At 65.2% G+C, this 24,918-nt stretch carries 27 protein-coding genes; 22 read left to right on the top strand and 5 right to left on the bottom strand.

Annotated features, from left to right (window positions below):
• The first annotated feature begins 160 nt into the window (after positions 1-160).
• The 17 genes from fliE (at position 161) to ACSQ27_RS21830 (ending at position 15,351) form a co-directional block, all read left to right on the top strand.
• Positions 161-478 (top strand): flagellar hook-basal body complex protein FliE, encoded by a 318-nt coding sequence (fliE, locus tag ACSQ27_RS21910; protein ID WP_436157604.1) that lies wholly within the window; start codon positions 161-163, stop codon positions 476-478.
• Between the two features lie 170 nt (positions 479-648).
• A complete protein-coding gene (locus ACSQ27_RS21905; RefSeq protein WP_436157603.1) occupies positions 649-1,959 on the top strand; it encodes a FliC/FljB family flagellin in 1,311 nt (436 codons plus the stop codon).
• 133 nt (positions 1,960-2,092) lie between these two features.
• On the top strand, positions 2,093-2,458 hold the full coding sequence (locus ACSQ27_RS21900) for a flagellar protein FlaG (protein ID WP_436157602.1): 366 nt from the start codon (positions 2,093-2,095) through the stop codon (positions 2,456-2,458).
• 35 nt (positions 2,459-2,493) lie between these two features.
• Complete coding sequence (gene fliD, locus ACSQ27_RS21895; protein WP_436157601.1) at positions 2,494-3,936, top strand: flagellar filament capping protein FliD; 1,443 nt, start codon at positions 2,494-2,496, stop codon at positions 3,934-3,936.
• A gap of 16 nt (positions 3,937-3,952) precedes the next feature.
• Entirely contained in the window at positions 3,953-4,483 is a 531-nt protein-coding gene (gene fliS, locus ACSQ27_RS21890; RefSeq protein ID WP_436157600.1) for a flagellar export chaperone FliS, read from the top strand.
• A gap of 5 nt (positions 4,484-4,488) precedes the next feature.
• Positions 4,489-4,836 carry a flagellar protein FliT gene (locus ACSQ27_RS21885; protein WP_436157599.1) on the top strand — a complete coding sequence of 116 codons (348 nt, stop codon included), beginning with the start codon at positions 4,489-4,491 and terminating at the stop codon, positions 4,834-4,836.
• Positions 4,833-6,146, top strand: coding sequence for a flagellar hook-length control protein FliK (gene fliK, locus ACSQ27_RS21880; RefSeq protein WP_436157598.1), 1,314 nt, complete (start codon positions 4,833-4,835; stop codon positions 6,144-6,146). The genes ACSQ27_RS21885 and fliK overlap by 4 nt, the downstream gene beginning before the upstream one ends.
• Positions 6,136-6,444: an EscU/YscU/HrcU family type III secretion system export apparatus switch protein gene (locus tag ACSQ27_RS21875; RefSeq protein ID WP_436157597.1), complete on the top strand. Its 309-nt coding sequence runs from the start codon at positions 6,136-6,138 to the stop codon at positions 6,442-6,444. The genes fliK and ACSQ27_RS21875 overlap by 11 nt, the downstream gene beginning before the upstream one ends.
• A gap of 246 nt (positions 6,445-6,690) precedes the next feature.
• Positions 6,691-7,038 carry a flagellar transcriptional regulator FlhD gene (gene flhD / locus ACSQ27_RS21870; RefSeq protein ID WP_436157596.1) on the top strand — a complete coding sequence of 116 codons (348 nt, stop codon included), beginning with the start codon at positions 6,691-6,693 and terminating at the stop codon, positions 7,036-7,038.
• Between the two features lie 45 nt (positions 7,039-7,083).
• The gene (flhC, locus tag ACSQ27_RS21865) at positions 7,084-7,737 is read left to right on the top strand and encodes a flagellar transcriptional regulator FlhC (RefSeq protein ID WP_436157595.1); all 654 of its coding nucleotides are present in this window, start codon (positions 7,084-7,086) and stop codon (positions 7,735-7,737) included.
• Positions 7,738-7,778: 41 nt separating this feature from the next.
• Positions 7,779-8,642 (top strand): flagellar motor stator protein MotA, encoded by an 864-nt coding sequence (gene motA / locus ACSQ27_RS21860; protein WP_436157594.1) that lies wholly within the window; start codon positions 7,779-7,781, stop codon positions 8,640-8,642.
• A 42-nt stretch (positions 8,643-8,684) separates the two neighbouring features.
• Positions 8,685-9,674, top strand: a complete 990-nt coding sequence (gene motB, locus ACSQ27_RS21855) for a flagellar motor protein MotB (protein WP_436157593.1) — start codon at positions 8,685-8,687, stop codon at positions 9,672-9,674.
• Positions 9,671-10,054 (top strand): response regulator, encoded by a 384-nt coding sequence (locus ACSQ27_RS21850; protein WP_436157592.1) that lies wholly within the window; start codon positions 9,671-9,673, stop codon positions 10,052-10,054. Before motB ends, ACSQ27_RS21850 begins: the two co-directional genes overlap by 4 nt.
• A 48-nt stretch (positions 10,055-10,102) precedes the next feature.
• Positions 10,103-12,178: a chemotaxis protein CheA gene (cheA, locus tag ACSQ27_RS21845; RefSeq protein ID WP_436157591.1), complete on the top strand. Its 2,076-nt coding sequence runs from the start codon at positions 10,103-10,105 to the stop codon at positions 12,176-12,178.
• Between the two features lie 440 nt (positions 12,179-12,618).
• Positions 12,619-14,409 (top strand): cytochrome c biogenesis protein DipZ, encoded by a 1,791-nt coding sequence (locus ACSQ27_RS21840; protein ID WP_436157590.1) that lies wholly within the window; start codon positions 12,619-12,621, stop codon positions 14,407-14,409.
• Positions 14,410-14,448: 39 nt separating this feature from the next.
• Positions 14,449-14,580, top strand: coding sequence for a hypothetical protein (locus ACSQ27_RS21835; protein ID WP_436157589.1), 132 nt, complete (start codon positions 14,449-14,451; stop codon positions 14,578-14,580).
• Positions 14,581-14,925: 345 nt separating this feature from the next.
• Entirely contained in the window at positions 14,926-15,351 is a 426-nt protein-coding gene (locus ACSQ27_RS21830; RefSeq protein WP_436157588.1) for an organic hydroperoxide resistance protein, read from the top strand.
• 67 nt (positions 15,352-15,418) lie between these two features.
• On the opposite strand, the gene ACSQ27_RS21825 is transcribed toward ACSQ27_RS21830, so the two are convergent.
• From ACSQ27_RS21825 to ACSQ27_RS21810, 4 genes are all read right to left on the bottom strand, one after another.
• Positions 15,419-16,750 carry a sensor histidine kinase gene (locus ACSQ27_RS21825; RefSeq protein ID WP_436157587.1) on the bottom strand — a complete coding sequence of 444 codons (1,332 nt, stop codon included), beginning with the start codon at positions 16,748-16,750 and terminating at the stop codon, positions 15,419-15,421.
• The gene (locus ACSQ27_RS21820) at positions 16,747-17,487 is read right to left on the bottom strand and encodes a response regulator (RefSeq protein WP_436157586.1); all 741 of its coding nucleotides are present in this window, start codon (positions 17,485-17,487) and stop codon (positions 16,747-16,749) included. Before ACSQ27_RS21820 ends, ACSQ27_RS21825 begins: the two co-directional genes overlap by 4 nt.
• A gap of 62 nt (positions 17,488-17,549) precedes the next feature.
• A complete protein-coding gene (locus ACSQ27_RS21815; RefSeq protein WP_436157585.1) occupies positions 17,550-18,083 on the bottom strand; it encodes a thioredoxin family protein in 534 nt (177 codons plus the stop codon).
• Positions 18,084-18,257: 174 nt separating this feature from the next.
• Positions 18,258-19,163 (bottom strand): ADP-ribosylglycohydrolase family protein, encoded by a 906-nt coding sequence (locus ACSQ27_RS21810; RefSeq protein ID WP_436157584.1) that lies wholly within the window; start codon positions 19,161-19,163, stop codon positions 18,258-18,260.
• A 134-nt stretch (positions 19,164-19,297) separates the two neighbouring features.
• On the opposite strand from ACSQ27_RS21810, the gene ACSQ27_RS21805 reads away from it, so the two are divergent.
• Complete coding sequence (locus ACSQ27_RS21805) at positions 19,298-19,867, top strand: RNA 2'-phosphotransferase (RefSeq protein ID WP_436157583.1); 570 nt, start codon at positions 19,298-19,300, stop codon at positions 19,865-19,867.
• A gap of 21 nt (positions 19,868-19,888) precedes the next feature.
• Here ACSQ27_RS21805 and ACSQ27_RS21800 read toward each other — a convergent pair whose 3' ends face one another.
• Entirely contained in the window at positions 19,889-20,605 is a 717-nt protein-coding gene (locus ACSQ27_RS21800) for an NUDIX hydrolase (RefSeq protein WP_436157582.1), read from the bottom strand.
• Between the two features lie 117 nt (positions 20,606-20,722).
• On the opposite strand from ACSQ27_RS21800, the gene ACSQ27_RS21795 reads away from it, so the two are divergent.
• The 4 genes from ACSQ27_RS21795 (at position 20,723) to pncB (ending at position 24,910) form a co-directional block, all read left to right on the top strand.
• Positions 20,723-21,772 carry an SPFH domain-containing protein gene (locus tag ACSQ27_RS21795; protein WP_436157581.1) on the top strand — a complete coding sequence of 350 codons (1,050 nt, stop codon included), beginning with the start codon at positions 20,723-20,725 and terminating at the stop codon, positions 21,770-21,772.
• Positions 21,773-21,796: 24 nt separating this feature from the next.
• Positions 21,797-22,729, top strand: coding sequence for a sugar kinase (locus ACSQ27_RS21790; protein ID WP_436157580.1), 933 nt, complete (start codon positions 21,797-21,799; stop codon positions 22,727-22,729).
• 94 nt (positions 22,730-22,823) lie between these two features.
• Positions 22,824-23,687 carry a cysteine hydrolase gene (locus tag ACSQ27_RS21785; protein ID WP_436157579.1) on the top strand — a complete coding sequence of 288 codons (864 nt, stop codon included), beginning with the start codon at positions 22,824-22,826 and terminating at the stop codon, positions 23,685-23,687.
• Between the two features lie 29 nt (positions 23,688-23,716).
• Positions 23,717-24,910 (top strand): nicotinate phosphoribosyltransferase, encoded by a 1,194-nt coding sequence (pncB, locus tag ACSQ27_RS21780; protein WP_436157578.1) that lies wholly within the window; start codon positions 23,717-23,719, stop codon positions 24,908-24,910.
• The last annotated feature ends 8 nt before the right edge of the window (positions 24,911-24,918 follow it).

The following is a 24,918-nucleotide window of genomic DNA, read 5'->3' as shown; positions in this document are numbered from 1 at the left end:
GGGGCCGGTCCTTGTGAAGAATTGTCAGAGCCGGCCGGCCTTCCCGATCCGCTGAATAGCCGGGGCTTTTGCCGTCTTTTGGCCTGATGCCGCGATTCACCCGCTGGTACGCTTCAAGCCGTTCATCAAGCAAGGGGCGCACACGCGCCGGGAAAACACCATGTCGATCACATCCATTGAGTCCGTACTCCAGCAAATGCGCGTGCTGGCGCAGTCGTCGGCCATGTCCGCGCCGACCGGCCCCGAGGCCGCCTCCGGCGGTTTCGCCGGTGAGCTGAAGAAGTCGCTGGACCGCATCAGCGACAGCCAGCAGCACGCCTACAGCCAGGCCGAGGCCTTCGAGCTCGGCAAGCCCGGCGTGGCGCTCAACGACGTGATGGTCGACATGCAGAAGGCCAACATCGGTTTCCAGATGGGCCTGCAGGTGCGCAACCGCGTGGTCGCGGCCTACCAGGAAATCATGAACATGCCGGCCTGACGGGGGATGTTGGCGTGCGATGCGGATTTATTTTTCGCAACCCGCTAAAGGTTTGACCGGGCCCGGCCGATAACCTGGACAACGGTGGCTTGCAGACTGTCAAGACAGCAAGGCCAGCGTGACGGCAAGTTAGCCGGAGTCCACAACCTCATGTAATTCAGGAGTCCCTCATGGCCCAAGTCATCAACACCAACTCGCTTTCCCTGCTCACGCAGAACAACCTCAACAAGTCGCAGTCGTCGCTGAACACCGCGATCCAGCGCCTGTCCTCCGGCCTGCGCATCAACAGCGCCAAGGACGACGCGGCCGGCCAGGCTATCGCCAACCGCTTCACGTCCAACATCAAGGGCCTGGCTGTTGCGCAACGCAATGCCAACGACGGCATCTCGCTGGCGCAGACGACTGAAGGCGCATTGACCGAAATCAACAGCAACCTGCAGCGCATCCGCGAACTGGCCGTGCAATCGGCCAACGGTTCCAACTCGGTCGCCGACAAGGCATCGATCCAGGCTGAAATCACCCAGCGCCTCGAAGAAATCGACCGCACCTCTTCGCAGACCGACTTCAACGGCGTGAAAGTGCTGGCCGCCAACAACAAGCTGAGCATCCAGGTCGGCGCGAACGACGGCGAAACCATCGACATCAACCTCAAGCAGATCGACTCCGCCAGCCTGAAGATGACCGGCTTCTCGGTCGCCAGCAACGCGCTGAACGTCAGCGCCGCCTACCTCACGGTGGATCCAGGCGCCGGCGCACCGGTCGCCACCGACCTGAGCGCAGTCGCCACGGCACTGACCACGGCCACCGGCTCCACGGTCAGCGCTTCCGACCTGTCCCTGCACAACGTGCTGAACGCCGCCGGCGCCCCGACGGCCAACTGGGTCGTGAAGAGCGGTGACGACTTCTACGCGGCTTCCGTGGTTCCCGCCACCGGCGCCGTCGCACTGAACACGGCCACGGTGGACTTCACCGATCCCTCCAACGGCATCACGGCCGCCGTGACCCTGGCAACCCAGCCTGTCAAGGTCGGCACCGACGCCGCCGGCACCGTGACCGCCTACGTGGCGATCCAGGGCAAGAACTACGGCCTGGCCGGCATCCAGGCCGCGCTGACCGACACCGGCGCAGCCGCCAGCAACACCACCGACGGCACCGACATCGTGCTGAGCGGCGCAACGCCCACGGCCGAGTTCGCCGGCGCCGCCACCGGCAACGCGCTCAAGAAGATCGACGCCGCGCTGAAGATGGTCGACGACCTGCGCGGTTCGCTGGGTGCGGTGCAAAACCGTTTTGACTCGGTGATCTCCAACCTGGGCACCACGGTGACCAACCTGTCTTCCTCGCGCTCGCGCATCGAAGACGCGGACTACGCGACCGAAGTGTCCAACATGACGCGCGCCAACATCCTGCAACAGGCTGGTACCTCCGTGCTGGCCCAGGCCAACCAGACGACCCAGGGCGTTCTGTCCCTGCTGCGTTAATCGCGCACGGCACGCCTGCTCCGGCAGGCGTGCCTGGTTTTTGTGCAAGCCAGGCGGCTTCGTCCGCCTGCGCTAGGCACTCCCGCTTGACGCCAGGCGGGAGTGCCTAGCGATTTTTCCGAGGAGAGCCCGCATGACGATTCCCGCAAATGCCGTGACCGCCGCCGCGTGGCGCGATGCCGCGCCGTCGCCGGCGGCCTCTTCCGCTCCTTCGGGCGTTTCGGGCCGTACCGGCGCGGCCCGCGAAGTCCCCGCCGACACCAAGGCCGCCGCCGCGCCCGAGCGCGAACGCAGCGCGCTGGCCGAGATCAACGAGTCGCTGCGGATGTCGGCCATCGGCGTGCAGTTCGAGTTCGACAAGGAAGCCGACACCATGATCGTCAAGGTGGTTGACGTGGAGAGCGGCGAACTGATCCGGCAGATGCCCTCGGAAGAGGTGGTGCGGATATCGAAGGCGCTCGGCAAGTTGCAAGGCCTGCTGGTCCATCACGCGGTATGAGCGGCTCTTGATTTAAGAAATAGAGGAGTATTTTTATGGCAACGATTTCAAGCCTGGGTGTGGGGTCCAACCTGAATTTGAACGACCTCCTGGCCGACCTCACCAAGGCGGAAAGCCAGCCGCTGGTGCTGCTGCAGAGGCAGCAGATCAGCTACACCGCCAAGCTGTCGGCCTACGGCACGCTGCAGAACGCGCTGAGCACGCTGCAGACGGCGGCCGCCAAGCTGGGGGAGGCCAGCCTGTTCAAGGGCGTGAAGGCCGCGTCCAGCGCCACCGACGTGCTTTCGGCCACCGGCTCGGCCACCGCGCCGGCGGGCAGCTACCTGGTTGACGTGACCCGGCTGGCCAGCGCGCAGTCGCTGGCCGCGGCCGGTGTGGCCGACACCAAGGCCGCCGTGGGCAAGGGCACGGTCACCATCGATTTCGGCACCATCTCGGGCGGCACGCTGAACGACGCCACCGGCACCTACAGCGGCGCGACCTTCACGGCCGATGCCGCGCGCGCCGCCAAGTCCATCGTGATCGACGACAGCAACAACTCGCTTGAGGGCCTGCGCGACGCGATCAATGCCAAGGCCGACATCGGCGTGACGGCCGCCATCGTCAACGACGGCGGCGCCTCGCCCTACCGCCTGGTGCTGACCTCCAAGGAAACCGGCGTGGCCTCGAGCATGCGGATTTCCGTGGCCGGCGATGCCAGCCTGCAGGCCAGGCTCAACCATGACCCCTCGGGCGCGCAGGCCATGCGGCAGACGGCGCTGGCCGGCAACGCGGAGCTCAAGGTCAACGGCATCCCGGTGACCGCCAAGACCAACACGGTGGTCGATGCCGCGCCCGGCGTCACCATGAGCTTGGGAAAAATCGGCACGAGCACGCTGACGGTCAGCCGCGACACCGCCGCGGTGGAATCGGCCATCACCGCCTTCGTCACCGCCTACAACGGCCTGCAGACCACGGCGGCGCAGCTGACCAAGTACGACACGGAAAAGCAGACCGGCGCGGCGCTGGTCGGCGACTCGACGCTGCGCACCATCCAGACGCGCATACGCGCGGCGCTCAACACGCCGCAGGCCGGCGAACTCAAGGTGCTGTCCAAGGTCGGCGTGAGCTTCCAGAAGGACGGCACGCTGGCCTTCGACGCCGGCAAGCTGAAGACCGCGCTGGCCGCCGACGCGGGCGCGGTGGCTGAGCTGTTCGCCGGCAACGGCACCACGGGCGGCGTCGGCAAGCAGGTGTCCTCGCTGCTGGACGGCTTCACCAAGACCAGCGGCATGATCAGCGCCGCGACGGCGGGCATACAGACCACGCTCAAGTCGCTGGACAGCCAGTACACCGCGACCGCGAGCCGGGTCGAGGCGACGGTCGCGCGCTACAAGGCGCAGTTCACCCAGCTGGACCTGCTGGTGTCGCGCATGACCTCCACCGCCAATTACCTGACGCAGCAGTTCGCCAACATGAGCAGCAATTCGAGCAAATAAGCCAGCGGGAATTTCCATGCATACCCAACCCCACACCCAGCCCCTTACGCAACCGCTCACCCAGCCCTGGGCCTACCAGCCGGGCACCACTAGCTACCGCGCGGGCGCCAACGCCTACGCAAAGGTCGGCACCGAGAGCGCGGCCATGAGCGCCTCGCCGCACCAGCTGATCACCATGCTGTTCGACGGCGCCAAGATGGCCATCGCGATGGCGCGCCACCACATGGCGAACAAGGACATCAGCGCCAAGGGCCAGGCCATCTCCAAGGCCATCAACATCGTCGACAACGGCCTGAAGGCCAGCCTGGACGCGGACGCCGCCGGCGTGGCCGGCGCCCAGCTGGTGGCGGACCTGTCGGCGTTCTACGCCTACGTCACGCAGCGCCTGCTGTATGCCAACCTGCGCAACGACCCGGCGCTGCTGGACGAAGCCGACCGGCTGCTGGACAGCGTGAGCTCGGCCTGGCGCGAGATCGATCCGCAGCGGCCGCAGCCGCTGCAGGTGCCCGCCACCCCCGCGCTGGCGCGTTTTTCCGCGGGAGCTTGACCTTCATGGGATCACAAAGCGAAGTCATGCACTGCTACGAGCAGATCGCCCCGCTGACCGAGCGCATGCTCGTGCTGGCGCGCGCCAAGCAGTGGGGCGAACTGCCCCGGCTCGAAGGGCAGTGCAGCAGCATGGTCGAGCGCCTCAAGGACATCGAGCCGCTGAGCACGCTGGACGAGGCACAGTCGGCGCGCAAGTACGTGCTGCTGGGCCGCATCAGCGCCAATACCACCGAGATCTTCGGCATGGTCATGCCGCAGCTGGCCAAGCTGGTCGGCGTCATGAAAAGCCTGGAGCAGCAGCGCAGCCTGCACAGGGCTTACGGCCAGCCGGACGACGTCCATTTGTCATGAGCGGTGTGACGCCTCTGGTGGATACCTTGCTGGCCACGCGGCTGGGACAGCGCGTGGACCTGGTACCGCTGAAGGCCGCGCTCGAGATCGCCGGCCCGGGCGCCGTGGTGAATGTGGAAAAAGTGGCCAACGACGTGCGCCTGCCCTCGCGCGAGGCACTGCAGCGCGAGCTGGGTCCGGGCCTGGTCGGCCGCGATGGCGCCGCCCCGGGCTTCGCGCAGGCCAGGCACGAGGGCGCCGTCACCCTGAGCGCCGCCGCGCGCACCGTGAGCGCGCTGCTGAACCTGCCAATCGGAACGACGCCCGCCGTCCGCGGGCGGGTGCCGCTGCAGCCCGACCTGCGCCCGCCCGCGGTGCCGGTGCTGACGGCCGCCCTGGCGCGCACCGTGGCCGAATCCGGCCTGTTTTATGAATCGCACCTGCAGCAGTTCGCGGCCGGCCAGCGCACGCTGGCGCAGCTGGCGCGGGAGCCGCAGGCCGGCATGGCTTTGCCCGCCGCCGGGGCGCAGCCGGTGGATGAGGGCCTGGTTTCCCCAGGGGCCGCTGCCGGGCCCTCTATATATAGACAACCGGCTTCCTCGGCCTTGCCCGCGGCCGCGGTTTTGCCGGCGGCCGCCGTTTTGCCGCCTGAAATGCTGGAAGCCGCCGTAGCGCCGGCCGCTGGCGGCGATGCCGGTGCCGGTGCCGGGGCGCCGCCGCCCGCAAGCCCCGCGGCGGAGCCCACCCACCTGCCGGGCTCCGCCACCAGCTACGGTCCCACCGGCCTGCCGGACCCCACGCCGCCCAGCCCGCACGATTTCTCCGAGCCGGAGGCCGGTATGCCCGGCCCCGCCGCCATGTCGACGGAGACCGCGCGCGCCGGCCAGCCCGCAGCCGCCATCCACCCTGAGCTGGTGGGCCTGGTGCGCCAGCAGCTCGACATGCTGGCGCTGCCGGTGTTTCGCTGGAGCGGCGAGGGCTGGCCGGGCATTCCGCTGGACTGGGAAATCCGCCAGGAGCGCCATGAACACGAGGAAGCGGCGGGCCGCGAAGGCCGCGAGGACGGGGCGCAAGCGGTGCCTGCCGCCTGGACCACCCGCCTGACGCTGAAGCTGCCCAGGCTGGGCACGGTGGATGCGCGCCTGGGACTGGCCGGCTCGGCGCTGCAGCTGCGGCTGGACGCCTCACAGGAGGGCACGGTGGCCGTGCTGAACCAGGCCGGCGCCGAACTGTCGCGGCGCCTGGGTGCCGTGGGGCTGGAACTGGCGGAGTTGCGCATAGGCGGCGCGGCGGATCTGCCGGACCCGGCGGGAGGCCGTGATGCCGGATAAACCGTTTGAAACAAACGCCGCCGAAAGCCCGGAAACCCCGCGTTCCGGTGCCGTGGCGCTGTCCCTGGGGGCGTCGGGCCAGGCGCCCACGGTGGTCGCCAAGGGGTATGGCGCGGTCGCCGACGCCATTGTCCAGCGCGCGAAAGAGAGCGGCCTTTACGTCCACGCCTCCTCCGAATTGGTGAAATTGTTAATGCATGTAGACCTGGATTCGCGAATTCCGCCCAATTTGTACCTGGCAGTCGCGGAAATGCTTACATGGATGCATCAATTAGAAATTGATAAAACTACTACTTAAAAATTAATACTATCGATATTTCGTGAAATTGAAATACAAATAGCTTTTATAAATTCGTTAATTGATTACTAAATTTTCTTGTTTTGACGCTTAAATGTTACTTAATTGATAAATTTGATTTGTTCATGTAATTGTCAGTTTAATGTGTTAAAAATTGCAATTGAGGCGAAGTCGTGCGACAGACGTCTCAATCAATCTGTGATAGGTGACGAAATTAGCGACTAGATGTTCAGGTCACCTCTGTACATGCAAATTTTGAAAGAACAGGAACGCAACGTGATTGAAACTGGTACCGCCAACGACATTGGCGATTTGAATTTGGCCTACCTGCTGCTCGCAAAGCGGCTGGTGAGTGAAGATATTGCGCTCGCGATGTACCGGCTCGGCATGAGCCGGGAACTGGCTGACCTGCTGGGCAGCCTGTCGCTTTCCCAGATCGTGAAACTGGCCGGCTCCAGCTTGCTGCTGTGCCGTTTCCGCTTTGACGACCATCCCATGCTGTCGGCGCTGACCCTGGAAGGCAAGAACCCGGCGCTGCAGCAGGCGCATGCGGCGATTTTGCTGTCCGGCCAGCAGCTTGAGGCGGTCCGGTGAGCGCCCGCGCTTCGGCCCGCTCCCGCGTTTTGACCGGACATCGCCATGGCCGGTAAAAGCGTCATCGTGGAGGCCCGGGAAATCCACCTGGCCATGGACCTGATCAAGCTGGGCGCCCGCCTGCAATTCCTGGAGGCGGAAACCAGCCTGAGCCGGGACCGCCTGATCAAGCTCTACAAGGAGCTCAAGGGCACCTCGCCGCCCAAGGGGCTGCTGCCTTTTTCGACGGACTGGTTCATGACCTGGCTGTCCAACATCCATTCGTCGATGTTCTACAACATCTACCGCTTCATGGTGGTCCACGGCGGCTGCACGCGCATCAACGCCATCATCAAGAGCTACCGGCTGTACATCGAGCAGGTGCAGCAGCAGGGCGGAGAACCGGTGCTGGATTTCACGCGGGCCTGGACGCTGGTGCGCTTTTTCGACAGCGACATGCTGCAGCTGAGCACCTGCACGCGCTGCACGGGCCTCTTCGTCGCCCATGCCCATGACTCGCAGAGCAACTATGTCTGCGTGCTGTGCCGCCCGCCCTCGCGCGCCGGCAAGACCCGGCCCTCGGGCGCCAAGCGCGACGAGGCCGAAGGCAGCGGCAGCAGCGGCAAGCCGGAAGGCAGCCCCCGCGCCGCCGCCGGCACGCCCGCGCTCTCCTCGTCGCAGTGGCTGGCCAACGTGATGAACAGCTCGCGCACCGCCTGACGGCGGTACGGCCTTTCTAAATTGATCCGCAGGAGAACCCCGTGCTCGTAATCATTGGCTATCTGGTCGTCCTGGGTTCCGTCTTTGGCGGCTACGCCATGATGGGCGGGCATTTCGGCGTGCTGTACCAGCCGCTGGAGCTGCTCATCATCGGCGGGGCGGCCGTGGGCGCCTTCGTCGCGGGCAATGACGGCCGCACCATACGCGCCACCGTCAAGGAACTGCCCAAGCTGCTGCGCGCCTCGAAAAAGCACGACAAAGCGCTCTACATGGAGCTGCTGGCGCTGCTCTACGTGCTGCTGTCCAAGGGCCGCAAGGACGGCATGATGGCGCTGGAGTCCGACATCGACGACCCGCAGAACAGCCCCATCTTCGCGCCCTATACGGTGATCCTGGCCGACGCCCGGGTGCTGGAGTTCCTGACCGACTACCTGCGCCTGATCGTGAGCGGGAACACCGACCCCTTCGAGATCGAGCAGCTGATGGAGCACGAGCTCGAAACCTACAAGCACGAGGCGGAAGTTCCGGCCCACAGCCTGGCGCGCGTCGGCGACGCGCTGCCGGCCCTGGGCATCGTGGCGGCGGTGCTGGGCGTGGTGCATGCGCTGGCCTCGGCCGACCTGCCGCCCGCCGAGATGGGCCAGCTGATCGCGCATGCCATGGTCGGCACCTTCCTGGGCATCCTGCTGGCCTACGGCTTCGTGTCGCCGCTGGCCACGCTGATAGAGCACAAGGTGGCGGAGTCGCTGAAGGCCTACCAGTGCGTCAAGGTCACGCTGATGGCCAGCCTGAACGGCTACGCGCCGCAGCTGGCGGTGGAGTTCGGCCGCAAGATCCTGTATTCGACCGAGCGGCCGTCCTTCATCGAGCTCGACGGGCACGTGCGTGAAGTCAAGGCGCGCTGAGGCGCCGGCTGACGCAAGCGAACAGGGACCCACGGAACTGCCATGAGCGAGACCGCGCGAAGAATCATCGTCATCCGGCGTCCTGTGAAGGCGGCCGCCCATCACGGCGGCGCCTGGAAGATCGCCTTCGCCGATTTCATGACGGCCATGTTCGCCTTCTTCCTGGTGTTGTGGATCCTGAGTATTTCTTCGCCCAAGCAGCTCGAGGGCATCGCCGACCAGTTCAAGATGCCGCTGAAGGTGGCCATCAACGGCGGCAAAAAAAGCAGCACCAGCACCAATGTGATTCCCGGCGGCGGTGCCGACATGACGCATGCCGACGGGGAAGTCCGGCAGGCTTCCAGCGAGAGCAGCCATGACCCGGATGACGGCCAGCGCCTGGAAGCGCTCAAGGAGCGGCTGGACGACATGATCGAGTCCAGCCCGGTGCTCAGGCAGTTCCGGCCGCAGCTGCTGATCGACATCACGCCCGAGGGCCTGCGCATCCAGATCGTCGACAGCAACAACCGGCCCATGTTCGACCGCTCCAGCGCCGTGGTGGTGGCCTATATGCGCAGCATCCTGCGCGAGATCGGCCCGGTGCTCAACGAGCAGCCCAACAAGCTCACGCTGTCCGGCCACACCGACGCCACCGTGTATTCGCAGGGCGACAAGTCCTACAGCAACTGGGAGCTGTCGGCCGACCGCGCCAACGCTTCTCGCCGCGAGCTGGTGGCCGGCGGCATGCAGGACGGAAAGATCCTGCGCGTCATGGGCGTCTCGTCCAGCGTGAACCTGAACACCGACGACCCTTATGCGGCCGTCAACCGGCGCATCAGCATCCTGGTGCTCAACAAGCGCGCCCAGGCGGACATCGAAAGCGGCAATGCCGCGACCGCCACCGCGCCTTACGCCAAGACGCCGCCGGCCGCCAAAACCGCGAACAGCGCGAACAACGCCGGCCCGGGCATCAAGCCCGTCAACACCGCGCGCGGCGCCGGCGTGCCGCCGCCGCTCAATCCGAACGCCGCCAAACCTGAAAGCCGGACATGACGAACAAAAAAACCATCCTGGTGGTCGACGACTCGGCTGTGATGCGCCACCTCAACTCGGCCGTACTCGAAGAAGGCGGCTACCAGGTGCTGCTGGCCGGCGACGGCAAGGCCGCGCTCGAACAGCTGGGGAAAGAACCCGTGGACCTGGTGCTGACGGACTGGACCATGATTCCCATGGACGGCTGCGAACTGACGCGCCAGCTGCGCGCGCGGCCCGATTCGGCCGACCTGCCCATCCTGGTGCTCAGCACCCTCAGCAACGACGCCAGCAAGGCCGACGCCCGCAAGGCCGGCGCCACCGGCTGGCTGTGCAAACCGATAGAACCCGAAACCCTGCTGGCCGTGGTGGGCAGCCTGATGAACCCGGCGCGCGCATGAGGCCCCCGGCCGCAGCACTACAGTCCCCAACAAAAGAAGACCTCCCCTATGGACATCACCCAGTTCTACCAGACATTTTTTGAAGAAGCCGACGAGTTGCTGGCCGAGATGGAGCAGCTCTTCCTGGGCCTGGACCTGGAAGCGCCCGACGGCGAACACCTCAACGCGGTGTTTCGCGCCGCGCATTCGATCAAGGGCGGCGCGGCGACCTTCGGCTTTGTCGCGCTGACCGACACCACCCACCTGCTGGAAAACCTGCTGGACCGGGCGCGCCACGGCGAGCTCAAACTCAATACCAAGATGATGGATGCCTTTCTGGAGACCAAGGACGTGTTGCAAAAACAATTGAGCGCATACAGGGCCGGCACTGAGCCGGAAGCCGACATGGTGGCCGCCATCTGCGCGGTGCTGCGCCAGCTCGCGCTGGAAGCCGGCGGTGAGCTGCCCGCGCCGCCCGTCGTGGCCGCGCCTGTTCCCGCGCCTGTGCAGGCCGCGCCCGAAGCCGCCCCGGCCGGCGCTGGAGAGCGGACCCTGAAGGTGCGCTTTTCCAAGGTCTCGGAGAACGACTGCAAGCTGCTCAGCGAAGAACTCGCCAACCTGGGCCAGGTGACGGCTCAGACCCAGGAGGAGGGCAGCCTGACGATCTGGCTCAAGACCGGTTGCGAGGGCAGCGACGTCATCGCGGTCTGCTGCTTCATCATCGAGGCCGACCAGATCGACATCCGCGAAGAGGGCGCGCAGGCCGCGCCACCGGCACCCGCGCCGGCGGCCAGCCAGCCCGCGCCCCTCGCGGCCGCGCTGGAGGCCGTGCCCCCGGCTGCGGCTGCGGCTGCGGCCGCATCGGCCGCGCCGGCCGCCGTGCAGAACAAGGAATCCAGCTCGATACGCGTCGACGTGGAAAAAGTCGACCAGATCATCAACCTGGTCGGCGAGCTGGTGATCACGCAGTCCATGCTGACGCAGACCGCGTCGCTGCTGGACCCGGTGCTGCACGAGCGCCTGCTCAGCGGCATGGGCCACCTGGAACGCAATGCGCGCGACCTGCAGGAATCCGTCATGTCCATTCGCATGATGCCCATGGACTATGTGTTCAGCCGTTTCCCGCGCCTGATCCGCGACCTCTCGGCCAAGCTCGGCAAGCAGGTGCAGCTGGTCACGGTCGGCAAGGAAACCGAACTCGACAAGAGCCTGATCGAACGCATCATCGACCCCATCACCCACCTGGTGCGCAACAGCCTGGACCACGGCATCGAAGGCCCGGAGCGCCGCGCCTATGCCGGCAAGGACCCGGTCGGGCGCCTGACGCTGTCGGCCCAGCACCAGGGCGGCAGCATCGTGATCGAGGTCAAGGACGACGGCGGCGGCCTGGTCCGTGAAAAAATCCTGGCCAAGGCCCTGCAGCAGGGCATGCCCGTCAGCGAAAGCATGCCCGACGACGAGGTCTGGCAGCTGATCTTCGCGCCGGGCTTTTCCACGGCCGAAGCCGTCACCGACGTGTCCGGCCGCGGTGTCGGCATGGACGTGGTCAAGCGCAACATCCATGAGATGGGCGGCCATGTGGAGATCGCCTCGGTGCAGGGCAAGGGCACGACGATACGCATCGTGCTGCCGCTGACGCTGGCCATCCTCAACGGCATGTCCGTCAAGGTCGGCGAGGAGGTCTACATCCTGCCGCTGAACTACGTCATCGAATCGCTGCAGCCCATGGACAAGGACGTGCACTCCATCACCGCCGACGAGCACGTCATGCACGTGCGCGGCGAGTACCTGGCGCTGCTCGAACTGCACAAGCTCTTCGACGTGGCCGACGCGGTGAGCACGCCCACGCAGGGCATCGCCGTCATCGTGCAGGCCGAGGGTACGCGCTTCGCGCTGCTGGTCGACCAGCTCGTGGGCCAGCACCAGGTGGTGGTCAAGAACCTGGAAACCAACTACCGCAAGGTGCCGGGCATTTCCGGCGCGACCATCCTGGGCGACGGCAACGTCGCGCTCATCATCGACGTGGCGGCCGTGCAGCGCGCCAACCGCGAGAAGGCGGCCCAGCGCAGCCCGGGCCGACCGGCGCTGGCGGCTGCCGCGGCGGCTGCTGCGTCCCGCGCCCTTGAGGTGGCGATGGCGGCGTAAAGATTCATCCGCAGATTACGCAGATTGAAAACAAGCTTTTTTCCTTGAAGATTTCAGCTCGTCTTCATTGCCGGCCACACCGTTTTCATCGTGATGGTTTTTATCTGCGTAAATCTGCGTAAATCTGCGTAATCTGCGGATATGGATGCATTCGCAGGCAGCCGGAGCCGGGTGATCAATTTTTAGGCACGCGGCGGCACGCCAATGCAGATGCGGTTCCGCAGCCAGGCGCGAGACCTTATCCACAGGGTAGCCCACAGCAACTGAGGGTAAGTTTTGTGTGCGAGGGGCTTGACTCCGCGCAATTCCGGCACCCATCCGGGCAGTACCGGGCACGCGTTTGTATGCCTGTGTATCCGCGCCGGCCGCGGATACAGCCGCATGCCATAAGGCGGCTGGGTTGACACAGCGCGGATACCTCCGGGCGGTTCAATCGCGGCATGAGCTTTTTGATCCTTGCCTTTGCCGCCGGTGTGCTGACCATCGTCAGCCCCTGCATTCTTCCCGTCCTGCCTTTTGTGCTGGCGCGTGCCGGCCGGCCCTTCCTGCGCAACGGCCTGCCTTTGCTGCTGGGCATGGCGCTGGCTTTCACCGCAGTGGCCACACTCGCCGCCGTGGGCGGCGGCTGGGCGGTGCAGGCCAATGAGTACGGCCGCCTTGCGGCGCTGGGCCTGCTGGCCGTGTTCGCGCTGACGCTGATGTTTCCGGGCTTTGCTGATCGCCTGTCCAGGCCGCTGGTGGCGCTGGGCGCGCGTTTGGCTTCTTCCAGCGAAGGCGGTGATCCTTCTCTGCTGTCGTCGCTGCTGCTCGGTGTGGCCACCGGTTTGCTGTGGGCGCCGTGCGCGGGGCCGGTGCTGGGCCTGATCCTAACGGGCGCGGCCATCCAGGGCGCGAACGCGGGCACCTCCTTGCTGCTGCTGGCCTATGCGGGCGGTGCGGCCACCTCGCTGGCCTTGTCACTGCTGGCCGGCGGGCGTGTCTATGCGCTGCTGCGGCGTTCGCTGGGCATCAGCCACTGGGCGCGGCGCGGCATGGGGGCTGCGGTGCTGGCCGGTGTGGCGCTGATCGCCACGGGGCTGGACACCGGCCTGCTGAGCCGGCTCTCTTTGAGCAACACTTCGAGGATTGAGCAGGCGCTGCTCAATGCCTTCCAGCCTCAGGCATCGCAAGAGCCGGGCATGGGCGGCGGCGCGGACGCTGAAGTCCCCGCGCCCGAACCCATCACGCTCGCCGCCGCTAACCCCGGCGCACCGGCCGCCCCCGCGGACTGGAGCGACAGGACGTTTGCGCCGCTGGCCGGCGCGACCGGCTGGATCAACACGCCGCCGCTGGCGGGCGCGGACCTGCGCGGCAAGGTGGTGCTGGTCGACTTCTGGACCTATTCGTGCATCAACTGCCTGCGCACCTTGCCCTACATCCGGGCCTGGGCCGACAAGTACCGGGAGGCCGGCCTCGTCGTTGTCGGCGTGCATTCGCCGGAGTTCGCATTTGAAAAAAATGAGGGCCATGTGCGCCGCGCGGTGAAGGACCTGGGCATCCACTATCCCGTGGCCATCGACAGCCAGCATGCGATCTGGCGCGGCTTCCAGAACCAGTCCTGGCCGGCGCTGTATTTTGTCGACGCCCAGGGCCGGGTGCGCCACCAGCTGTTCGGCGAAGGGCAGTACGAGGCCTCCGAGCGCCTGATCCAGAAGCTGCTGGCCGAGAACGGCAAGGGCGCACGCGCCGGTGGGCTGGTGGCCGTGCAAGGCGAGGGCGTGCAGGCCGCTCCCGGCGGCCGGGTGATGTCCGGCGAAACCTATGTGGGCCACGAGCGCGCCGTCAACTTTGTGCCCGAAGGCGGCCTCCAGCCCGATCGCCGGCATGGCTACGAGCCGGCTGCCGCCGTCAAGCTGAACCACTGGACGCTGGGCGGTGAATGGACGGTGGAGGCCGAACGCGCCGTCGCGGCGCAAGCCGGTGCGCGCCTGGCCTACCGCTTTCGCGCGCGCGACTTGCACCTGGTGCTGGGGCGCGAAGCCGGCGCGGCGCCGGTGCGCTTTCGTGTGCGTATCGACGGCCAGCCGCCGGGCAAATCACGGGGCACGGATATCGCCGCCGACGGCAGCGGCGTGATCGATGCGCACCGCCTCTACCAGCTGGTGCGGCTGCCGGCCTCGGCGGGCGACCACTTGTTCGAGATCGAGTTCCTCGATCCCGGCGCGCAGGTGTATGCCTTCACCTTCGGTTGAGCCGCTTCAATTTCCATCAACCTTGAGGATCCTCACGCCATGAAAAAACTCTGGATGGCCTTGACCTTTCTGGCGGGCGGCTTCGCGCATGAGCTGCGCAACCCGCTCAGCTGCCAGTGCATCCCTTCGCGACCGGCGGTGGTCTGGCGCGCAGGCCGTGCGCAAGGCTGAGCGCCGCCAGCCCCCATCCCAGCCTTCCCCCAGAGGGGGAAGGAGCAAATCTTCAACGCCATCACAGCGTGCCGCTCTTACTCCCTCCCCCTCTGGGGGAGGGCGGGGGTGGGGGCCAGCGGCTTTCAGAACACTCCGCCTTTCTTCAGAAGGAGGAGGTGCAACCACCATCGCCGTCGCCATCGCCGCGCACCGGAGATTTGTACCGCAGTGTGTCCAGCCGCCTCGTGTGTACAGAACATTGCGCTCCCGAGATACCGGGGATACGCCGGCCCTTTGTAATTCATCTTGTGCTTCGCGAGCGATGCATTTTTCTTCAACTTCAACTTCTCAAAAGGAAAAGCCATGACCACCATCAACCTCCTCGACAAAGTCCTGTACACGGGCAAGACCCACACCACCGGCGGGCGCAACGGCGAATCCCGCAGCGCCGACGGTCGCCTGGACATCAAGCTGTCGCCACCCGGCAGCGCGGGCGCGGGCACGAATCCCGAGCAACTGTTCGCCGCAGGCTGGTCGGCCTGCTTTATTGGCGCCATGGGCCGCGCCGCCGCCACGCAGAAAGTCACGCTGCCGGCCGGTGTGGCGGTCGACGCCGAGGTGGACCTGGGCACGGCCGGCGATGCCTTCTTCCTGCAGGCGCGCCTGAACGTGAGCCTGCCCGGCCTGGACGCCGCGACGGCCCGCAGCATCGTCGATGCCGCCCACCAGCTCTGCCCTTACTCCAAGGCCACGCGCGGCAATATCGACGTGGAGATCAACCTGGTCTGAGCCTGCGGAGCGGACATAAAGCAAAGCCGGCCTGCCCGATCAATCGGGGCGGCCGGCTTTTTTCATGTCACTGTTCAGCGGAGGAAGACGCCGGCATCACCAGCCGCGCGACCAGGCCGCCGCCGGGGCGATTCGCCAGGCTGAGGCGCGCGCCTATGGACGCGGCCAGCTGCTGCGCAATGGCCAGGCCCAGGCCGGTGCCGCCGGTGTCGCGGTTGCGCGAACCCTCCACGCGGTAAAAGGGTTGCAGCACGGCCTCGAGCTCGGATTCGGGAATGCCGGGGCCGCGGTCGAGTACGCAAATCTCGATGCCCTCATCGGCATCGACGCGCACGGCCAGTTCCACTTCGGTGCCGAACTTGAGCGCGTTGTCGCTCAGGTTGGTCAGGATGCGGCGCAGCGCCAGCGGCCGGCTCATCACCGGGTGGCCGATGCGCCCGCTCACGCGCACCGTTTTGCCGGCGTCCTCGTAGTCGCAGCGCAGCGTGTCCAGCAGGGCATCGAGGTCCATCTTGCGCGGGGCTTCGTCGGCGCCGTGCAGGCTGCGCGCATAGGTCAGCGCCTCGCGCACCAGGGCCACCATCTCGTCGAGGTCGTGCTGCAGCTTGCCGCGCTGCGCTTCATCGTCCATCAGGTCGGTGCGCAAGCGCATGCGCGTGATCGGCGTCTGCAGGTCGTGCGATATGGCCGCCAGGATCTGCGTGCGCTCGGCCAGGTAACCGGCGATGCGCCGCTGCATCGCGTTAAAGGCGCTGGAGGCGCGCGCCACTTCGGTCGGGCCGCCCTCGGGCAGGGCCGTTCCCTTGAGGTCGGGGCCCAGCGCATCGGCCGCGTGGGCCAGCCGGCGCAGCGGTTGGGTGGCAATGCGCACCGCAAAGAAGGCGCAGACGGCCAGCAGCGACAGCTGCAGCAGCATCAGCGCGGGCAGCCAGGGCGAGATCGGCGTGGCCGCGGCCCAGAGGTTGATGGTCAGCGGCGCGCCGTCGCTCAAACGCAGGTGGATGTGCACACGTTTGGGGTCGCCGGGAATGGCATTGACGGTGGTGCCGTAGCGCTTGTCCACCGCATTGGCGATCGAGGCGCTGACGCGCGCCACGATCTCGTTGTCGCCGCCTTGTTCGGTGATGCCGCCGTCCAGCTGGTAGCGGTAGTTCTTGCGGTCTATCAGCGGCAGCCAGGTCGGGCGCTCGGCCGCCGGCACCCGGTCCAGGATGGCGACGGAACTGGTGATGTCTTTTTCGAGGTTGTCCAGCATCAGGTCGCGGCCCACCAGGCCGCGCTCATACATCACCAGCAGGTAGGACATGGCCTGGGCGGCGAGAATGCCGAGCAGCAGGATCAGCATCAGGCGCGCGAACAGGCTTCGCGGCCAGCGCGGCCGGCGCGACATAAGGCTCATGCCGCCTCCGGCCGGCCCTGCACCGCGGCGCTGAACACATAGCCTTCGCTGCGCACCGTCTTGATGTAGCGCGGCTCGCGCGCCCCGTCGCCCAGGCGCTGGCGCAGCCGGCTGACCAGCAGGTCTATGGAGCGCTCGAACAATTCGGCGTCGCGCCCCTGGGTGAGATTGAGCAACTGGTCGCGGTTCAGCACGCGCTGCGGGTGGTCCAGGAAGACGCGCAGCAGCCGGTACTCGGCGCCGCTGAGCGGCACCAGCGTGCCGCTGGCGTCCAGCAGGTGGCGGCCGGTGGTGTCGAGTTGCCAGTCGCCGAAAGACAGCAGGTGGGACGGTTCATCGACCTGCAGGTTCGGCGGCAGCATGCGCGTGCGGCGCAGCACCGAACGTATGCGCGCCAGCAGCTCACGTGCCGCGAAAGGCTTGGCCAGGTAGTCGTCGGCGCCCATCTCCAGGCCCAGGATGCGGTCGGCCTCTTCGTTGCGCGCGGTCAGCATCAGGATGGGAATGGCCTTGTGTTTGCCGGCGCGCAGGTCGCGGCACAGCGTCAGGCCGTCCTCGCCGGGCAGCATCAGGTCCAGCACGATGAGGTCCACCGCCACGTCTTCCAGCGCGGCGCGCATATGGCGGCCCGACTCCACCTTGGTGACGCGCAAGCCGTTTTTTTCAAGGTAGCTGCCCAGCAGCTCCCGGATTTCGCGGTCGTCGTCAACGATGAGAATGTGGTCTGGCTGCTGCATGGCTGCGTCCTGGAAAATTCGTCACCCCGGCATTTTGCGCCAGGGTTTGGGCGCGCAAGGGTTTATTGAGCCAGCAGCGCCTGGATGGTCTTCTCGGTTTCGGCATAGCGCCCTTCGCCGAAATGGCTGTAGACGATCATGCCCTTCTTGTCGACCAGGTAGATGGCGGGCCAGTAGTTGTTGCTGAAGGCGCGCCAGGTGGCGTAGCTGTTGTCCTGGGCCACGGCATGCTTGACGCCCAGGCGCTCCATCGCCGCCTGCACGTTCTTCGTTGATTTTTCATAGGCAAACTCGGGCGTGTGCACCCCGACCGTCACCAGGCCCTTGTCCTTGTATTTCTCATGCCAGGACTTCACGGACGGCAGGTGGTTCAGGCAGTTGATGCAGGTGTAGGTCCAGAAGTCGATCAGCACCACCTTGCCCTGCAGGTCCGCCATGCGCAGCGGCGCCGAATTGAGCCAGGTGTCTATGCCCGCGAATTCCGGCGCCACCGTGGGCGTGCGCCCCAGCGAAAAGAAAGCCGAGGCATAGGGCGTGGCACAGGCGGCGGCTGTCGCGACAGCGGCGGTTGCCAGAAATTGACGGCGAGCGTTCATGGTCAGGTCCTTCAGGGCGAGTGACAGGCAGCGACAAGAGAAGTCGCCGGCCCATGCAGGCATTGGAAGGCCCTGAGGTATCCCGGGTGTGTCGTCAAAGGGGTGGCGCGTAAGGCCGGGTATCGCGGGGAGGGGTGGATACAGTGGGATACAAAAAGGCTGATTCGCCTGCGTTCACCTGCCCAGCGACTCTTTTAAAAGATCGTCGGCGAGGAGTTCAATATCCTCACGCATGACCAGGCGCTGCAGCCACGCAGCGGGAATCGAGCCGATGCCGTAGTGGGCGCCGGCTATTTGCCCGCAAATGGCGGCTGTTGTATCGGCGTCGTCCCCCAGATTCGCCGCTGCCAGCACGGCTTCTTCAAAAGACCCGGTATGGATAAAACACCAAAGGGCGGCTTCCAGCGCTTCCACGCAATAACCCGATCCCCTGATGGCTTCCCGTGGCTTGTCGATGAATTCAGCGGCGGCAATGGCCGCGACCTTGCGGGACAGTGGTTCAGGCACCGTGCTGGCAAGAATGGCCTCTTTGGTGGCGCCCATCAATGCGGCGCGCAATTGCAGCCCGAACAGGCGCGAGCACTCGATAGCTTCCTGCGCGCCGTGCGTTGTGCGTGTGCTTTCACCGGCAAAACGAAAAGTGTCGGCTTCGCTTTCGCGGAAGAACATGGCGACGGGCGCCAGACGCATCAAAGCTCCGTTTCCAGCCGTTCTGGGGTCGGATTCGCCCGCGAAAGGATCCTGTGTCAGGAGATAGCGATCGAGCGCCGTGGCCACTGTGATGCCGATGTCGAAGCATTTGCCGTTGCTGCTCATGTACCCGACGCTGCGCCAATTGCAGTACCGGTTCATCTGGTCTGTGGGATTAAAGCCCCGGCAATGCACCAGGCTCGCCGCCAGGCACAAAGCCATCGACGTATCGTCAGTCCATTCACCGGGCCGCAGGTCGAACGGACCGCCGCCCCGCATATCCGTGACGGGCTCGAAACTGCCCCGCGACATAAATTCCACGGTGGTTCCCACGGCATCGCCGCAGGCCAGTCCCAGCAAGCAGCCTCGATAACGTTCCGTATCTTCCATCAGTGATTCCCGCAAGTCAGTCGCCTGTCAGATTGTTTACGGCTTTGATTTTTTGCCGTTTGGTTGTATTATGCAACCTATAAGTTGTTCAAGACAACCTATAAGTCTATCCATAACAATAAAAAGGAAAAATCATGACACCGACACCACAACAACTCACCAGCACCAGCAAATTCCTCAGCCTGGTATTGCGGCACAAGCCATCGACCATAGCGCTTGAACTGGATGCCGCCGGCTGGGCCAACGTCGACGAACTGCTCGCCAAGGCCGCTTCCGCCAAGCACACCCTCTCCCGCGCGCTGCTCGAGAAGGTCGTCGAAACCAGCGATAAAAAGCGCTTCGCCTTCAGCGAAGACGGGCTGCGCATCCGCGCCAACCAGGGCCATTCCGTCGATGTCGAACTCGGTTTGCCGCCTGTGGCACCGCCGGCCAGGCTCTATCACGGCACCGCATCGCGTTTCCTTGACGCGATACTGGCGGAAGGCTTGAACAAACGCCAGCGCCATCACGTGCACCTGAGCGAAAGCAGCGAAACGGCCACCGCCGTTGGCGGGCGCTATGGCCAGCCCGTCCTGCTGGCAGTGGACAGCCAGCGCATGTCCGCAGAGGGGTATCAGTTCTTCCGGTCCGACAACAATGTCTGGCTGACTGACCACGTGCCGCCGGCTTACCTCCGCGTCGTCGAAGCCGGGAGCCTTGGGTGAAGCGGCTGCCAGCCTTGGCTTTTAGCTGCGGGGACTGAAGGTCCTCGGGAAATACATCACGGCACGCCTGTCTTTCAGGCTGTAGCCCATGGCAGGGCGGGGCGATCCTACGTCGAGAAAGCCTTCTTCTTTGAGGAAATCAGCCGCCAGCGCCCGTGTGCGGAACCCGCTTTTGTCGATGGGCCGTCCCAACACCACCTCATACATCTTCTGCAATTGCGGAAGCGTGAACGGCTCGGGCAAGAGGAAGGCCGGCAGCGAGGTGTATTCCACCTTGTTGCGCAAACGCTCCAGCGCCGCTTGTAGGATGTCGCCGTGGTCGAAGGCCAGCCGCTTGCGGGGCGAGAGTTCATCCACGGGATGCCATTTGGCCGGTTTGGCTTCGTCCTGCACCAGCTTCACGGCGTCGGCGGGCAGCAGCGCAAAGTAGGCGTGTGTGGCCGACCAGCCGCGCGGATCGCGTGTCTTGCCGCCCCAGCTGCCCAGCTGTTCCAGGTAGGGGCTTTTGACGCCTGTCTTGTCGAGCAGCTTGCGCCTGGCGCAGGCCTCGAGCGACTCGTCCTTGTCCACATCCACAAAACCACCGGGCAGGGCCCAGGCATCCGGGAAAGGTTCTTGGGGGCCCGTGGGCCGTTTGACCAGCAGGACCTGCAACTGCTCGTCCAGCACGCTGAAGATCACCACATCGACAGTGGTCAGCGGTTTTTCAAAGTCCAGGTGTTTCGGTTTGGTGGCCATGTTTTCTCCGGCTCCTGTTTGACAAACTTGATTTAAGTTGTATTATGCAACTTATAGATAGGTTGTTCAGTACAACTTAAACGGGTAGTTCGGTAAACCACTAAAGGAAAAAGCACCATGTTCGGCATTCGCTTCATCAAGTCCCAGCCCACGGTTCATTTGATCCAGTTCAAAAGGGGCAAAGTGGTCCGGGAAGGCGCGGGCCAGTCTTTTTATTACTACGCACCCACTTCCACCGTGGTGGCGGTGCCGGTGGCCAGCGCCCACCACCCCTTCATGCTGAGCCTGGTGACCGCCGACTTCCAGAACGTCACGGTGCAGGGCCAGGTCACCTACCAGGTCAAAGCGCCGCAGCTGACGGCCCGGCTGATGGACTTCTCGCTCAAGGCCAGCGGCCAGGGTTATGCCTCGGATGATCCGCTCAAGCTGGGCGACCGCGTCGGCATGCAGGTGCAGGTCATCATCCAGCAGAAAGTCCAGGCGCTGGGGCTCAAGGAAGCCCTGCTGTCTTCCGCCGAGATCGCCAGGCACGCCGAAGCCAGCCTGGGCGCCCAGCCCGAGATCGCCGCGCTGGGCCTGCAGGTGCTGGGTGTTTCCATCCTGGCGATCAAACCCACGCCGGACATCGCCCGGGCCCTGGAAGCCGAATCGCGCGAGGCCAACCTGAAAGCCGCAGACGACGCAATCTACCTGCGCCGCATGGCCGCGGTGCAGAACGAGCGCTCCATCCGCGAGAACGAGCTGGACACCGAAGTCGCCGTGGAAGACAAGCGCAGCCAGATCGAGGACGCGAAGATGGCCGCCAAGGCCTCGGTGATGCGCAAGGAAAACGCCTTGCGCACCGAGCAGATGGATTCGGACGTCGCCCTCGAAGAAAAGCGCAAGCTCTACGTGAACGGCCAGGCCGCGAACTCGCGCACCCTGGCCGAAGCGGAAGCCGCCCGGCTGGACGCCATCATGAAGACCTTCCAGGCGGTGGACCCGCGCACCATCCAGGCGCTGGCCTCCGCCGGCATGGACCCGGCCCAGCTGATCGCCCAGGCCTTTGGCGGCATTGCCGACAAGGCCGAGAAGATTGGCCAACTCAACATGTCGCCCGAGCTGCTCAACTCGCTGCTGGCCGGTGCGAACGTCGGCCGGCCTGCGCAGACCGCCGCCCGGAAATAAACGAAAACAGGAAAGGAAACCATCATGTCCGCAGCCGAAAACCGCAAGGTGGTACTGGTCACGCGCCAGACCCGGCTCGAAGAGCTGGTGGCGCGCTACCAGACCCTGGGCCAAGCCCAGTTTTACCTGGAGCACCTGGGCGCGGACTTCAGCGACTACCTGCGCGAGAACGAGGCCTATGCCTCCAGCCTGCGGGTGGTCGCCGAAACCTTGCAGGCCTGGGGCCGCTACCAGATCATCGACCGGGCGCACCTGAGCAACTACATCTTCGCGGCCGACGACATCGTGGTGACGCTGGGCCAGGACGGCATGGTGGCCAACACCCTGAAGTACCTGAACGGCCAGCCGCTGGTCGGCGTCAACCCCGAGCCCAAACGCTGGGACGGCGTGCTGCTTCCGTTTGAGCCCTCACAGCTCGCGTCGGTACTGCCCGGGGTGGCCAGGGGCAGTCGCGCGGCCTCGCTGGTGACCATGGCGGAGGCCAGGCTGTCCGACGGGCAGGTGCTCAGGGGCGTCAACGACCTGTTCATCGGCCCGAAAAGCCATACCTCGGCGCTGTACGACATCGAGTTCCGCGGCGTGAAGGAAGCGCAGTCGTCTTCGGGCCTGATTGTCGCGACTGGGTTGGGATCGACGGCCTGGCTTAAAAGCATCATCACCGGCTCCATCGGTATCGCGCAGGCGGTGGGCCATGGGCTAGGTGAGGGTTACGAGCCCATGCCGCGCGACACCGACCACCTGGTCTTCGCCGTGCGGGAACCCTTTGCCAGCCGGGCCTCCCAGACTACGCTGGTGTATGGGGAGATCGAGGAAACCGACGTGCTGACGCTGCGCTCGCGCATGCCGGACAACGGCATCATCTTCTCGGACGGCATGGAGGCGGACTTCCTGCGTTTCACCGCCGGCATGGAAGCCCGCATCGGCGTCTGCGAGACCAAGGGAATCCTGGTGGAATAAAACTCGCCGCTGCTGCGAGAATCGGCGGCAGCAGCCAATCAATCGCAACAGTAATCCCAACAGCGCAATCTCAACAGAATCAACAGAGGACAGCATGAAGAAAAACATCCAGCTTTTGATCATCGACCCGCAAAACGACTTTTGCGACCTGCCGGCCGACTGGCTGCCCGTCGACCCGGTGACGGGGAAAGCCACATCGCCGGCCTTGCCTGTGGCGGGCGCCCATGCCGACATGCTGCGCCTGGCCACGCTGATTCGTGAAGGCTCTGCAGGCATCTCGGCGATCGGTGTGACCCTGGACTCCCACCACCGGTTTGACATTGCCCACCCGACCTTCTGGAAGACCGGCGCCGGCGCGGCCGTGGGACCGTTCACGCCGATCACGGCGGCGCAGGTGCGCAAGGGCGACTACCTGCCCAAAGATGCGGCCATGCTGCCCCGGGCCCTGGCCTATATCGACGAACTCGAGCGGCGCGGCCGCTACACCCTGATGGTCTGGCCGGTGCACTGCGAAATCGGCAGCTGGGGCCACAACGTCCATCCCGCCGTGAAGGCTGCCTACAACGCCTGGGAAGACAACCGCCTGGCCATGGTGCAGAAGATCGGCAAGGGCAGCAACCCCTGGACGGAACACTACAGCGCCATGCAGGCCGAGGTACCGGATGAGGAAGACCCTGCGACGCAGCTCAACACAGCCCTAATCGCATCGCTGGACCGGGCGGACCTGCTGATCATCGCCGGCGAGGCCAGCAGCCACTGCGTGAAAGCGACCACCGAGCACATCGTGGAAAACCTGCCCTCCGGCAAGACCGGCAAGGTGGTGCTGCTGACCGACTGCATGAGCCCGGTCGGCGGTTTTGAGGCGCAGCACCAGGCCTTTCTGGACGACATGGCCCATCGCGGTGTGGTGCTGTCGACCAGCACGGAAATCCTGAAAGCCCTGCAAACCGACGCCTGAGCGGCATCCCCCTCCATCACAAAGCCACTATGCAACCCATCATCCAAAGCCTGCTCGATACCGACCTCTACAAGTTCACCATGTGGCAGACCATGCTGCACAGGCATCCGCAGACCGAAGCCGAATACACATTTGTCTGCCGCAACCAGCCGGGCTACCCTTTGAGCGAGTTGCTGTCGGAGGTCAACGCGCAGCTCGACCATCTGTGCACCCTGCGCTTCCAGCCTGAGGAACTGGCCTACCTGCGTGGCCTTCGTTTCATGAAGAGCGACTTTGTCGACTTCCTGCGCATCTTCGAATTCCAGCGGGAGTTCATCAAGGCCACGGCCGACGGCCCCACGCTGGTGATCAAGGCCGTGGGCCCGCAGGTCCACACCATGGCCTTCGAGATCTTTGTGCTGGCCATCGTCAACGAGCTGTACTTCCGCCGTTCAGACCAGGCCGCCGCTTTGGTGGAAGGGCGCAAGCGCCTGCAGGCCAAGATAGACATGCTGCGCGCTTTCGAAAAAGAAGCTCCGCTGCGCAACCCCTTCGAGTTTTTTGACTTCGGCGTGCGGCGCCGCTTCTCGCGCGACTGGCAGACCGAGGTGGTCACCACGCTCAAGCGCGAAATCCCGCAGTACTTCAAAGGCACCTCCAACGTGCTGCTGGCCAAGGAACTCAGCCTGGTCCCCATAGGCACCATGGCCCACGAATACCTGCAGACCTACCAGGCGCTGGGTATGACGCTGCGGGACTTCCAGCGCGCCGCGCTCGAGGACTGGGTCCAGGAGTACCGCGGCGACCTGGGTGTGGCGCTGACCGACGTGGTGGGCATGGACGCCTTCCTGGCGGACTTCGACCTCTACTTCGCCAAGCTCTTCGACGGCCTGCGCCATGATTCCGGCGACCCGTTTGTCTGGGGCGAGAAAGCCCTGGCCCATTACGCCAAGCTGCGCGTCGACCCGCAGAACAAGCGCCTGGTGTTCTCGGACGGCCTGGACGTTCCGACCGCGCTCAAGCTCTACCGTGCCTTCGCCGGGCGCACCCAGACGGGCTTCGGCATAGGCACCAACCTGACCAACGACGTCGGGCTGACGCCGCTGAACATCGTGATGAAGCTGACCGGCGCCAATGCCCGGCCCGTGGCCAAGCTGTCGGACAGCCCGGGCAAGACACTGTGCAACGACCAGACCTTCCTGGCCTATTTGCGCCAGGTGTTCCGTTTCCCCGCTTCAACTTAAGGGCTTGA

This window comes from Polaromonas sp. LjRoot131, from assembly GCF_964252805.1.
Taxonomy (GTDB): domain Bacteria; phylum Pseudomonadota; class Gammaproteobacteria; order Burkholderiales; family Burkholderiaceae_C; genus Polaromonas.
The sequence above is the reverse complement of the archived record's forward strand: the minus strand, read 5'-3'. Positions and strand labels throughout refer to the sequence as shown.